At 40.8% G+C, this 13,473-nt stretch carries 14 protein-coding genes; all 14 read left to right on the forward strand.

Annotation, left to right across the window (positions count from 1 at the left end):
- The first annotated feature begins 27 nt into the window (after positions 1-27).
- The 14 genes from CUU64_RS02890 to CUU64_RS02955 all read left to right on the forward strand — a co-directional run bounded on the left by CUU64_RS02890 (position 28) and on the right by CUU64_RS02955 (position 13,342).
- A complete protein-coding gene (locus CUU64_RS02890) occupies positions 28-981 on the forward strand; it encodes an alpha/beta hydrolase (RefSeq protein ID WP_101631770.1) in 954 nt (317 codons plus the stop codon).
- A gap of 79 nt (positions 982-1,060) precedes the next feature.
- Complete coding sequence (locus tag CUU64_RS02895) at positions 1,061-1,924, forward strand: branched-chain amino acid ABC transporter permease (RefSeq protein ID WP_101631771.1); 864 nt, start codon at positions 1,061-1,063, stop codon at positions 1,922-1,924.
- Positions 1,925-2,938, forward strand: coding sequence for a branched-chain amino acid ABC transporter permease (locus tag CUU64_RS02900; RefSeq protein ID WP_101631772.1), 1,014 nt, complete (start codon positions 1,925-1,927; stop codon positions 2,936-2,938).
- Between the two features lie 4 nt (positions 2,939-2,942).
- Positions 2,943-3,707 carry an ABC transporter ATP-binding protein gene (locus tag CUU64_RS02905; RefSeq protein ID WP_101631773.1) on the forward strand — a complete coding sequence of 255 codons (765 nt, stop codon included), beginning with the start codon at positions 2,943-2,945 and terminating at the stop codon, positions 3,705-3,707.
- A complete protein-coding gene (locus CUU64_RS02910) occupies positions 3,700-4,407 on the forward strand; it encodes an ABC transporter ATP-binding protein (protein ID WP_101631774.1) in 708 nt (235 codons plus the stop codon). The genes CUU64_RS02905 and CUU64_RS02910 overlap by 8 nt, the downstream gene beginning before the upstream one ends.
- 99 nt (positions 4,408-4,506) lie before the next feature.
- Positions 4,507-5,712 (forward strand): ABC transporter substrate-binding protein, encoded by a 1,206-nt coding sequence (locus tag CUU64_RS02915; RefSeq protein WP_101631775.1) that lies wholly within the window; start codon positions 4,507-4,509, stop codon positions 5,710-5,712.
- A 128-nt stretch (positions 5,713-5,840) separates the two neighbouring features.
- A complete protein-coding gene (locus tag CUU64_RS02920; protein ID WP_101631776.1) occupies positions 5,841-7,190 on the forward strand; it encodes an alpha/beta hydrolase family protein in 1,350 nt (449 codons plus the stop codon).
- A gap of 536 nt (positions 7,191-7,726) precedes the next feature.
- A complete protein-coding gene (locus tag CUU64_RS02925; RefSeq protein ID WP_101631777.1) occupies positions 7,727-8,578 on the forward strand; it encodes a hypothetical protein in 852 nt (283 codons plus the stop codon).
- Complete coding sequence (gene sipW / locus CUU64_RS02930) at positions 8,568-9,137, forward strand: signal peptidase I SipW (protein WP_101631778.1); 570 nt, start codon at positions 8,568-8,570, stop codon at positions 9,135-9,137. The genes CUU64_RS02925 and sipW overlap by 11 nt, the downstream gene beginning before the upstream one ends.
- Before the next feature lie 88 nt (positions 9,138-9,225).
- Positions 9,226-9,759, forward strand: a complete 534-nt coding sequence (locus CUU64_RS02935) for a TasA family protein (RefSeq protein ID WP_101631779.1) — start codon at positions 9,226-9,228, stop codon at positions 9,757-9,759.
- A 60-nt stretch (positions 9,760-9,819) separates the two neighbouring features.
- On the forward strand, positions 9,820-10,554 hold the full coding sequence (locus CUU64_RS02940; protein ID WP_101631780.1) for a M73 family metallopeptidase: 735 nt from the start codon (positions 9,820-9,822) through the stop codon (positions 10,552-10,554).
- A gap of 53 nt (positions 10,555-10,607) precedes the next feature.
- The gene (locus CUU64_RS02945) at positions 10,608-11,456 is read left to right on the forward strand and encodes a hypothetical protein (protein WP_101631781.1); all 849 of its coding nucleotides are present in this window, start codon (positions 10,608-10,610) and stop codon (positions 11,454-11,456) included.
- 94 nt (positions 11,457-11,550) lie between these two features.
- Positions 11,551-12,177: a TVP38/TMEM64 family protein gene (locus CUU64_RS02950; protein WP_101631782.1), complete on the forward strand. Its 627-nt coding sequence runs from the start codon at positions 11,551-11,553 to the stop codon at positions 12,175-12,177.
- A 448-nt stretch (positions 12,178-12,625) separates the two neighbouring features.
- Entirely contained in the window at positions 12,626-13,342 is a 717-nt protein-coding gene (locus CUU64_RS02955) for a metallophosphoesterase family protein (RefSeq protein ID WP_101631783.1), read from the forward strand.
- Positions 13,343-13,473: the final 131 nt, after the last annotated feature.

Consider the following 13,473-nt stretch of genomic DNA (forward strand, 5'->3'; position numbering starts at 1 on the left):
TCCGTTTACGAAAGGAGGAAGAAAATAATGACTCTGCATCCTCAAGCAAGAGCATTGCTCGACATGTTTGAAAACAGTTCTGCTCCATCACTTGATCAGCTGTCTGTCCCGGAAGCAAGAGCTGCATATGCCAAAATGTGCAAGCTTTTAAACAAGCCCCAAGAGATTTATAAAGTAGAAGATATGAGAATAAAAGGGTACCAGGATGATATTTCCATTAGAATATATACCCCGAAAGAAGAAAATATACTCCCTGCACTTGTTTATTTTCATGGCGGGGGCTGGGTGATCGGAAATTTAGAAACCCATGATGCTCTTTGCCGGGCGTTAGCTAATGAATCAGGATGTAAGGTAATATCTGTGGATTATAGCCTTTCACCTGAAGAAAAATTTCCTGTTGCAGTAGAGGATGCCTATCTGGCTGTCCAATGGACATCAGATCATGCCGAACAATTAGGGATTGATAAAACAGCAATTGCAGTTGGAGGAGATAGTGCAGGAGGTAACCTTGCAGCCGTTGTTTGTTACCTAGCCAACCAAAGGAAAGGCCCTTCCATCAAGTATCAAATGCTATTTTATCCTTCGACCGGCTACGCCAGAACCTCTTCCTATGAAAAATATGGAGAAGGATACCATTTGACAAAAGCAACGATGAACTGGTTTCAAATGCATTACTTGAACTCGATCGAAGACAGAAATAACCCTTTAGCTGCCCCGATGAACATTCCAGACTCTCAAACAAGCAAATTGCCGCCAGCTTATATTATGACCGCAGGATATGACCCTTTATGCGACGGAGGAGAAATGTATTCACAGAAACTAGAAAAAGCAGGTGTTGAAAGTACTTATGTATGTTACGCCGGAATGATCCACGGTTTTCTGACAATGACTGAGCCACTGGATGATAGCAAACGGGCAATTAAAGAAGCAGCTTATGCATTGCGAAATCATTTTAAAAAAACAGAAGCTTCCTCCATATAGGAATTGGAAGCAGGATGAGCACACGCAGTAAACCCAAAAGGAAATACAAAAACAAAAGAATCAAAAGGGGGATTAACAGATGGAGATTCTCATCCAGCAGTTGTTTAACGGTTTAACCATTGGAAGCGTTTACAGCTTGGTTGCATTAGGATTGACATTAGTATATGGAATTCTTCATATTCCGAACTTTGCCCATGGGGCCCTATATATGTTAGGCGGGTACATCACATTAACGATGATGACCTCATCAGGAGTTCATTATTGGGTTGCCATTTTTGTATCCATCCTTGTAGTTGGCTTGGTCGGTGTCCTAATGGAACGATTGGTTTTTCACCCTCTTAGACACGCGCCGCCGATCCATGACAAAATTGCCGCCATTGGTATCCTTTTATTCCTCGAAGCATTTGCCCAATTTGTTTGGGGTGCAGATTACCGTTCAATGCCAACACCTTATGACAAAGTCATCAACTTGTTTGGAATCACCTTCACATTACAAAGATTATTGATCATTGTAGCAGCCATTGCCGTCATGATTTTGTTGTACCTGTTCCTAAAGAAAACATTTATTGGTTCTACCATTATTGCCATGGCACAAAATCGCGAAGGAGCAAATCTTGTTGGAATTAACACCAACAAAGTTGCCATGCTGACATTTATGATTTCCGGAGCATTGGCAGCAATCGCTTGTTCCCTTGCCGCACCGATCAATCTCGTTTTTCCAGGAATGGGCCATTTGGTCATTCTAAAAGCCTTCGTCATCATCATACTCGGAGGAATGGGAAGTATACCTGGAGCTATATTAGGCGGATATATTTTAGGCTTTAGCGAAAGCCTTGGAGCTACTTACGTTTCAAATGACTACAAAGACATCATTGCGTTCGTGTTATTAGTAATTATCCTGTCAGTGAAGCCAACAGGACTGTTTGCAAAGGAGGGACGCTAAATGGTTGCATCTACAAAGCAAAGAACGATTGTTGCAGCACTCATCTTTTTTGCCCTTGTTTTTCCTTTTGTCACACAAAATGATTATTTTCTCCACATCATGACGCTTTCTTTCATCTGGATCATAGGAGTATACGGGTTAAATTTACTAGCGGGATATACCGGCTATTTATCTCTGGCACATGCGGGATTCTTCGCAATTGGCGCCTACTCTCTTGGACTATTGACAGTTAAGGCACAGATGAATTTCTGGCTTGCATTCATTCTAGCCTGCATCATTACAAGCATTATAGGCTTCTTCGTTGGATTGATTGCCTTACGTACAAAGGAACACTTTTTTGCCATCTATACCTTGTGTGTTGGTTATATCATTTATCTCGTAATTGATAAATGGGAGAGCTTAACAGAGGGTGTAAGGGGACTAATCGGTATCCCAGCCCCTGGGAATATTGGCCCGATCACATTTGATACGCCACTTTCACAGTATTATCTAGTTTTGGCAATTCTGCTTCTTTCCATTTTAGTGATGTATCGGATTGTCCATTCTTTAAATGGAAGAACGTATATTGCCATTCGCAATAGTGAAGATCTTGCCCAGACGATTGGGATTTCAACAATGAAAAACAAATTGACGGTTTTTGTTCTTTCCACTTTCTTTGCCGGATTATCTGGCGCGTTGTATGCAGGCTTTGTCCGTTTCATTGGGCCGGATATCGGTTCAACTGCTATTACCTTTGATTTGTTGACATACCTGCTTGTTGGTGGAATTGGAACCCTTTCCGGACCTATTGTTGGAACCATTATTATTGTGTGGATATCCCAGCAGCTCCAATTCTTGCAGGATTATCGGATGCTGATTTTCGGACCTGTACTGACCCTTTTGATCATCTTTTACCCAAGGGGAATTGTTGGCGGGATCGTGGATTGGAGACATAAATCCAAGGAAAAAAAGAACAAGAAGCAAGTTGCAGTCAATACACTTGTAAAACCGGAAAAGCAAGTTGGGGAGGGCTAACCAAATGTACTTAGAAACTAAGAACCTTACCAAACAATTTGGGGGAAATCGGGCCGTAAATTCCGTCGATTTCTCTATTGAAAAGGGCAAAATCAATGCCATCATCGGACCGAATGGCGCCGGTAAATCAACCTTTTTTAACTTGATCAGCGGCTTTCACCGTCCTACTTCTGGCCAAGTCATTTTTAAAGGGAAGGATATTACTACTTTACCTTCCAACAAAATAGCTGAGCTTGGTGTAGCGAGAACCTTCCAGACAACGAATCTATTTGAACAATCATCTGTTTTAGATAATGTCATAGTGGGCCACCGCTTACGAACCAAATCGAACCTGCTTGATGCAGTGCTTAGGACTAAGCGCCTAAAAACGGAAGAACAGCAGTGCAGGGACAAGGCAATGGAGGTTTTGGACTTTGTCGGTCTGACACATGCTGCGCATAGACAAGCGGCCGACATTTCCCAAGAGGAGAAGAAAAGGGTCGCCTTTGCGTTAGCGCTTGCCACAGACCCGGAAATTGTCTTCCTTGACGAACCGGCAGCCGGTGTCAATCCGGATGAAACGGAAGGCCTCGCACTCTTAATGGAGAAAATGGTCGCTAAAGGAATTACCGTTTGCCTGATTGAGCACAAAATGTCGATGATCATGAGGATTGCCCATAAAATCATGGTTCTAAACTATGGAGAAAAAATTGCAGAAGGAACACCTAGCGAGATCCAAAGCAACGAAGCAGTTATTAAAGCATATCTGGGAGGGAGTGCCATTGCTTAAGTTAAACGGTATTTCAGTTAAATATGGCAGCTTCACTGCCATTCAGCGGGTGAATATTGATGTTACCCAGGGAGACATTGTCGTGTTGCTTGGATCAAATGGAGCTGGAAAGAGTACAACCTTCCGGACAATCAGCGGGCTAAACAAGCCTTTTGAAGGTGACATTGAATTTGAAGGGAAGTCGATTAAGGGACGGTCTCCTGACAAGATCGTACAATCCGGTGTCGTGCAATGCCCGGAAGGCAGGAAGCTTTTCTCTGAAATGAGTGTTCAGGAAAACTTGCGAATGGGCGCTTATGTCCACCGTGCGAAAAAGGATCAAATTAAGCAATCTCTCGAGCATGTTTATGAGCTATTCCCAATATTGAAAGAAAAACGGAATGACCCAGCTGGTTCCCTAAGCGGAGGGCAGCAGCAAATGGTCGCAATCGGCAGAGCGTTAATGGCCAAGCCAAAGGTAATGCTGCTGGACGAGCCATCAGTCGGACTGGCACCGTTGATTGTTGAACAAATGTTTGAAGTAATCCAGCAAATCAACAAAGAGGGGACGACCATCCTACTCGCCGAACAAAACGCCAATGCAGCCTTGAAAATTGCCACTAAGGGCTATGTATTTGAAAATGGCTCGATTGTCGTAGAAGGCAGTGCCGATGAGCTGTTCTCCAATGAGGAAGTCCGAAAAGCGTACATTGGGGCATAACCAACCGGCAATGATAGATTCCATTAAAGGGGGTGGTACACGTTCAATATCCTGTTATAACGAATAAAAATGGAATTTAAATAGTAGAGGGGGAAGATTATGAAAAAAGTAAAATTTCTTTTTATTGTTAGTCTTATGTTGACATTGATTTTTAGTTTAACAGCTTGTAATAGCTCTAATTCGTCGAAGACAGCATCCGGTGGCAGCGGCGGGGGCGGCAGCGAGGGAGAAGGTACGGTTAACATCGGTTTTAGCGGACCTCTAAGCGGACCAGCTGCTTTCTACGGTGAGCGTACATTAAACGGAGTTAAAATGGCAGCTGAGGAAATTAACAATGCTGGCGGCTTTGAGGTAAACGGCAAGAAATACAAATTAAATATCGTTTCCTTAGATGACAAATATCTGCCAAATGAAACAGGTGCGAATGCGAAAAGATTGATCCAGGAGCATAAGACACCTATTATCTTTACCCCTCACAGCGGTGGAGTGCTTGCTTTGCAGGTGTTTAACCAAGTTGATAATTTCATCATTGGTGCTTACACAAGTGAACCAAAAGTAACAGAGAACGGCAACAAGCTTACAGTCCGGATCCCGCCTCGTTACGATGGCTACATTAAGCCATTCAGTGAGTATGCAATGAAGAGATTCGGCAATAAGATTGCTGCTCTGCCAACTGCTTCACAGTATGGAAAAGACTGGACAGAAACACTTTTACCCGCATGGGAAAAAGCTGGCGGCAAGGTTGTTTATAACTCCGCTATCGATTTCACAAAAGATACTGACTTCTTTACAATCGTAACGAATGCTTTGAAAAAGAAACCAGACGTTCTTTTCATCGGTGGTGCTTCCGAGCCGACTGCGAAAGTAGCTAAGCAAGCAAGAGAGCTTGGCTTCAAGGGCGGATTCATCATCATGGACCAAGCAAAGCTTGATGAAATGAAAAAAGTAACAGGCACATATGAGCCTCTTGAAGGATCAATTGGCGTGTTACCTTTGGTTGATACACAAAACCCAGGTACAGCCGAATTCGTAAAGAATTACAAAGCAAAACATAAGGAAGACCCAGGTTCAGAAGCAGGACTTAACTACATGGGAATGAATGCTTTCGTAGAGGCCATGAAAGCAGCAGGCTCTGTAGACGATCCAAAGAAAATCCGCGAAAAAATGGCTGAAGGCTTAAAGAACATTCCTGAAGAGAAAAAGGTATACCTAATCCCTGGAATCGATGAGCACGGCGGATTCGAATCTGACCTGATTGTCGGAGCAGTTGAACAAGGTAAGATTAAACCGATTGAAGTGAAGTAATTTTTACTGCTAAATTTATAAACAACTATTGGACGAACAGGATGACTCTGGTTTTACCAGGGTCATCTATTTTTATCAGTAAATTTGGATTCTAATAATCTTAGTGCCAGATAAGGAGAGGAAAAATATTGAAGGCTAAAAAACTTCTATCTTTAACTTTAGGTGCAACTTTGCTATTTACAGCGACAGAAGGCTGGGCTACTGCTCCCTCACCAAGCAGCAAAACACCACAAAACCAAGCCACAACACCGTATTATGTAGATGAATCAAAGCTGCCATTTGACGCACTGCCAGGTTACGAATCCAAACGATATTGGGGAATCCATAAAGGGGCAGGATACCGAATAGAAGTTCCGAAAAATTGGAATGGTGAATTAGTTCTGTATGCTCATGGATACCATGACATCGGTTTGGAACTATGGATAGATAATCCAGAAATAATTAGACCCTATTTACTAGAAAATGGATATGCATGGGCCGCATCTAGCTACAGTACAAACGGATATGATGTTGCGCAAGGAGTCAAAGATACACATGCACTTGGCGCTTTATTTAATGGCAAAATCGGCAACCCCAAACGGACATATGTAACAGGCCATTCCATGGGAGGACATATTACTGCTGTTTTAGCAGAACAATATAGCAAATCTTACGATGGTGCGCTTCCAATGTGCGGTGTAACAGGCGATACAGAACTTTTTGATTTCTTCACTGATTACGGACTCGTGGCTCAATCACTAAGCGGAATTGAAAAACCTAAACAAAAAGCTGTTGCAGATGACAAGTATTTTTCCGAAACAGTACCACTCATTGAAACTAAATTGGGACTAAATGCAGCCAAGGAGTTGGCTACTTTAACCTCAGAAGGACAAAGGTTCAAGGCGGTAACAATGAATTTATCTGGAGGAAAGCGCCCTTTATTTGATGCCGCATTCCAGTCCTATAAAAACTTCTTATTAGGTATGATGCCGACCAATCCAACCTACGGTGTTGCAGCTGGCAATGTCGTCAACACAACAGATTCAGTCTATCAATTTGACCAGGACATGAATACCCTCTCACATGAAGAAAAACAACTAAATAACGCAGTACTCCGAGTAACTGCAGACCCTCAATCAAAACAACAAGGCTTAACAGGTGTTCCAAAAGTAAATGGGACACAAAAAATTCCTATGGTTTCGCTGCATGATGTAGGAGATTTGTTTGTTCCGTTCTCCATGCAGCAGATGCACGCCAAAAAAGCGAAAGCAAATGGAAATTCAGGTTTACTAGTAACAAGGGTAATCAGGGGGGTAGGCCATTGCGATTTTAATCCTCAAGAAGAGGGAGAAGCTTTTGCGGACCTTGTGAATTGGGTGGAAAATGGAGAGAAGCCTAAGGGGGATGATGTGCTGAATCCAGATGTGGTTGCGGATAATCGGTTTGGAACGGAATTTACTCGGGGATTACGTTGGTTTGATCCTTTGAAAGGTCGGTAATGTATGTAGAGGGAATTAGCTGAAATTTCTAATAACATACCCTTAAGTTGAATGCTTACCTTAAATAATACAACAAGAAATATTATAGACAGTTCCCCACAACGGGGAGCTGTTTTTTTACTTTACCGATGTTTTCAACTATATTTTACCTTATTTCTTTTGCAAGACAACTTTCGTTCTATAGAAAACACACAAAGTTCTTTATAAAATACAAAAAAGAGAGAAAATAAGAGATATTTCTAAAAAACGAACGATATTTGTTCTTTATAAAGAATAAAAGGCCGAATATGGGGTTTTTCAAAACAATCCATATGACCTATACTCAACTTGTGAGTTCGATAAAAAGAACAAAAAAAAGAACAGCAAGAAGAAAACCAAATAGTTGTTCTTAAAATCTTCCGATCATAAAAAGAACGGCGCGAGGAGGGAGAACAATTAGATACACCAGAATCCATAAGTTTCGGCACAAAAATAAAGGCCTGATGATTGGCATGAAAATAGCAGCTCTCTAGTATGCCCTTATCGTTGTTTTACATATGGCGATTCCAACAAATGCTTTATTCATCGATCAGGCCATCAATGAGAACTCTTTTAAAGCCGGAACATGGTGGGATAAAAGCAAGCTGAAGTTTGTCAAACCATACGATGACTGTGATTGCAAATCTATAAATGCCTACATGGAGAATATTGGTGAAGGCGACATGATTAAAGAGTCCAAGTTTGAAGTCTATCAGTTTTCCTCCCACGGTTTTTATACCATGAAAGATGATGGCCATTTCAAACTGCATGATGATGTAGTCGAAAAAATAGATTCAAAGATCATCGAGAAAGTCCATACCGGCGTTATAGAGAAGATGGACGCAAATGACCCAAAACAAAAACTATCATTTGAACCTGAAAACTCCGGAGTATACATCTTTGTTGCCTATCAACACCCGAAAAAACCGATCCACAGTCCCTATGAAATAAAAATTGACGAAATACCGGTAGCGATCAGCACGCCAATCGTATTTAAAGAATGCCGTAACAGTAATGAGGAAGACAAAAAAGAGGAACACAACGAAAAAGATGATAAAGATAAAAAGGAAGCCAACCGTGAAGAAGATGACAAGAAAAAAGAAGCAGTAAAGGAAGAAGAAAATAAACCTGTAACTGAGGAAAAGCAAGAAAATAAACCTTCCGATAAACCGGAAAACAATAAGGAAGAAGAAAAAGAACAACCAGCAGAAAAACAACCTGAAACAGAGAAAGAACCTAAGCCTGAGCCAAAAGAGAATCTAGTAAAAGAATCAGAAACTCCAGAAAGAAATGAAAAAGATATCGAAGTCAAGCCAATGAACAAAACGCAAACTCTGAATCCGGAGGTAATCCATAAAAATGAAAAATAAGAAACTATTAAAATGGGTTGGCAATATCGCTTCCTTCATTATTTACGGCTTTCTGATATGTGTTATATATCTCGTGATTTCCTCAAAAATGGCCGGGGGCACACCCAAAGTTTTTGGCCACGAAATCATGACCGTCCTCTCAGGATCAATGGAACCGGGAATCCAAACAGGTTCAATCATCGCAATCAAACCGGTTGAAGATCCCGCAAAATTCAAAAAGGGTGATGTCATCACTTTTAAAGCAGGTGATGATCCAAATACATTAATCACACACAGGATTATTAAAGTAGAGAAAGTTAATTCAACTGTTCAGTACATTACTAAAGGTGATAACAACGATTCAAAAGATCCTGATCCAGTCTTAGCTACAAACGTGGTAGGTGAATACACGGGTTTCACAATTCCTCATGTTGGAAACATTATGAGTTTTATTCAATCCAAAACAGGAGCTATTTATGCATTAATCGTACCGGGGGTATTAATGATCTTATGGTCCCTCTTCAGTATTTGGAGAGCCATTAGGGAAATTGAGCCACCAAAAGAAAATACAGCAGCCTAACAGTAGTTTGATACTCCATATTGGAGTTCAAAATAAAAAAATTAACAAACCCTATACATATGTAGGGAAATCAAGGGAGGATTATTAGATGAGCGTTAAAAAGAAAATTGGTGGAGCTTTGTTGGGAACAGCACTTGGTGCAGCATTGATCGGTGGAGGAACGTTTGCATTATTCATAAGTTCTGCTACGAATGCTGGTAATACTGCTGAAGCAGGAACATTAACTATTGAAGATATTACAGATGGAGATGCAGCAGCATTTACTGTAACGGATATGGCCCCCGGGGATAGTGGATCAGGAACAGTAACAATTCAAAATACTGGTAGTTTGGATGCTTGGGTAAAAATTGATTCAATTGCTGATACCGGAGATTTAGCTCCAGCACTGAATGTTACTACTACTAACACAGCTCCAGTAATTATTAAGGCAGGCGAATCCGCTGACTTCACTGTAAACTACGATTTACCAATAGGCACAGGTAATGATTATCAAGGTGATAATGCAGATTTAGACGTAGTATTTAAGGCAGTTCAATCTAAAAATAACGGTGATACAAATGGTAATGGTGTAGCAGATGCAGGTGAAACACCAACATCTTGGAATGAAAACGCACAACCTTAAGATAAATGAGGTGGTGGTAATTATACCACCACCTTTTTTCGATAGAAAGGAGGGTTATTCTTGTTAATTAAAAACAAAATCATGATGTATACATTCACCGGATTAATAGGTTTAGGTTTATCGGTAGGTGGAGCGACATTTGCATTATTTACAAGCAGCGCAACAAATGATGGTAATAGTGCTACTGCAGGTACTGTAAATATTAATGTCATGAGAGATAATGGAGATCCGGTACCTGGGCCGATGTTTTACCCGGATTCACTTGATCCGCTGGCTTATCATCCCTACGATGCACAAGATAAAAAACCAAGTGGAGAATCAATTGGGGGTTGGGCACCGGGTGACACCGTTGTAAGGGATATGTTTCTAGGAAATTCGGGCTCCCTAACCGCTAGGTTGGTAGGAATCAGAGCAAAGATGAGAGAGTCATACACACAGACTACAACTACTAATGGAAACACTGCTACAAATACTATAAACAATGGTGTTACATCCACATCAAATAATGCAGCATATACGGAATTCGTTGATAAAATGAACATTAGAATTACCAACGCCGAAACTGTATTGTTTGATGGTAAACTAAGCGAATTAATCACTGGTGACAAATGGAAAAAACCTATGGAAGAATTGCTTATTGCGGGTTCACCATCTGGTCCTTTGAACTTAAAGTTTAGAGCCGAACTGTCAAAAACTGCTGGTAATATTGTAGCAGGTAAAAATTTCATTTTTGATTTTGAATTCACTGCTGTTCAAGATAAACATAGTGCTGGATTCGATGTAAATAATCAATAAATACGTGACCGCGGTTAAATTTATCCGCGGTCTAGGTGGTACGAGGGGATTGTATGAAAAAGAAATATCTGCTATATATAGGCCAATCTATTTTTACCATTATCATTTTATTAGTAATCTTTATGCCGCCAAGGGGAACCCAAGCCGACCAAACCACCTACAACGTCGACATCTCTACCAACCCAGCCAACGGTTTCCTAATCGCCGAAAACTTCGCCCCAGGAGATATGAAGACTTCTATTTTAAAAGTAAACAATAATGGCAATCTGGATTTCAATTATACAGTTAGTTCCAGCCAGGAATCAGGGGATCAAGCACTATACGATCGAATTATTTTAACGGTGAATGACAACCAGGGGCATATATATCAAGGGCCGCTCAATGGATTAAAAGACTTTCCTTTAGGTACCATCATTAACGGGGGGAATAGGGATCTTACTTTTACCGCTGAACTGCCGCTTGAAACCGGAAATGATGCGCAGGGAAAATCAACATCGGTGGCTTTTAATTTTTCCGCGGTCGGACATGAGGAGCAGATTCCGACAGATGGATGCTTTGAACCGCCTTTTAGCAACCGGAATTTTACGCTGCACCAAAAATCTACTGTTCCTATTAAGTTTCACCTAAGGGATGGCATGGGGAATCTGGAGTCAATCGAAAGGGATAATGTGCGCCTTGAGGTTTCAGGACCTGACGCAATTTATAACTTTCGGGTAACAGATGGGACTCTTGATCACCATGATCAAGTGGATGAGCCACATTACCATGCCCGATTTTCCACCTGGGATTATCACGTAACCAATGATATGACCTATACGGCTAAAGTATATGTAGGATCACAGGTCGTCTGTCAAAAACCGTTTACTGTCTTGAAAAAAGGAAACCGTTCCAATGCTCCGTAACACTGGTAATGAAGAGATGAACTGTTGAAGGGACGAAATTCGAGGATGCGATCAACTATAGTCCCTTCAAATAAAAAGATTTCGAGGTAATGCCATGAAACAGCTTTTGACTCTTATTACAGCCATTATAATTATAGTCATCGGATTTACACAGAAAGAACCTCTCCTGCAATTGATAGAATCTGGCGGATTTATTGCGTACCCTGTCAGTATCCTTTTGGTGGCCTTGCTCGTATTTTTCCCGGTGTTGCCATACCCTGTGCTGGCCGGGATGATAGGGGCTGTCTTCGGGTTGGCTAAAGGAATCGGGTTATCTCTGGCTGGGATTTTTATAGGAACCTTAATGATGTTTTTCTTGGCAAGGTATGGTTACCAATCGTGGGTCCAGAAGAAATTGGACAAGTATCCAAAAGTGAAGGAATATGAGTGTTTATTTGAGTCTAATGCCTTTTTCAGTATACTGATCGCCAGGCTGATCCCCGTCATACCTTCCCCACTCGTTAATATCCTATCAGGACTCAGCAGGGTTTCCTGGTATACATTTGTGGCGGCCACCATTTTGGGAAAGGCTCCCGCAGTATTCGTATTTACGGCTGCCGGGACAATATTCGAGAATAATAAATGGCTTTCTATCATTATTTATCTATCCTATTTTATTGTGATTACATTACTGACATCTATAAAACTTAAAAGGAACAGGTTGCAAGAGACAAAGGTCTAAATAGGCTCATGATTTGTTGGTCATGCTATTACCCAGGATTTACGGCGTAGAAAAATAATAATCATAATAGATTTTTTTCAATAGAGCTTAACTCAATATTCCTTCACACAGGATGGACTAAGTGTTCATTGTGTTTTTTTATGGAGAAAAAAATCGAATCAAATGACAGTCACAGCCGGTAACCGCCAATCATCTAGGAATTCAAAGCCTAGCCGCCTCATTTCGGATAATACTCGGTTTTCTTAAGGGTTCCCCGTATTTTTTCGCCTTTTTCATCTCTGACTCAACCGCGGTTTCCCATTTTCTTAGATAGGAATTTTCGAAAAATATTGATAGTGATTTTTTACCATTTCCATAAAACAGAGAAGGCCACACCGTCACGAATAACCTTTATTATTTTATTTATAGATACGTTTGTATATAATGGGCGGAAAAGGAGGTATTTAGAATGAAAATTGCTTTTATCTCAGATATTCATGGGAATGCTACCGCTTTAGAGTCCGTGTTAAAGGATATTAATCAAAGAAGCGTGGATAAGATTTTTGTGCTTGGCGACATATGCTATAGAGGCCTTGAACCACAGCGTTCACTCGATTTAGTAAGATCATTGGACACTCAAGTTATAAAAGGAAATGCGGATGAGTGGGTAATCCGTGGAGTTAGAGAAGGAGAAGTTCCTGATTCTGCCATAGAGATTATGAATCAGGAAAGGGACTGGACTTACTCAAAATTAGATGATGAAAGTATCCAATACCTTAAAGATCTGCCGGAGGAATTAAAATTAGAATTTGGCAATGTTAAGATTCATGCTTTTCATGCTACACCGGATAATTTGTTTAACGTTGTTCACCCGTTTGAAAGTGATGAAACAATGATTGCTAAACAAATGGGTGTTGAAGCGGGTATCTACCTTTACGCCCATATCCATAAACCATTCATAAGGTATATTAACGGAAAATGTATCATTAATATTGGGAGCGTAGGGTTGCCTTTTGATGGAGTAAGGAAATCATCGTATGCCTTGGTTGATATTGACGGGGACAGTTTTCAGACTTCTATCGTTAGGGTAGGGTATGACGTGGAGAATGTTATTAACGAACTGCTGGAATCGGATTATCCAAATAAAGAGCTGTTGAACAAGGTTCTGTTAAATGCCAAAATATAACTTAAATATAAATTCTCCTGTAATACATAATTGAGACGAAGATAGATATACATTCCAGCTCCCAGCTAGGGGGCTTTTTTTCATTTCAGCATGACTAAGCATTGTATATCATTAGGAAATCTACCAAAAGA

Source organism: Bacillus sp. V5-8f (assembly GCF_002863565.1).
Taxonomy (GTDB): domain Bacteria; phylum Bacillota; class Bacilli; order Bacillales; family DSM-1321; genus Peribacillus.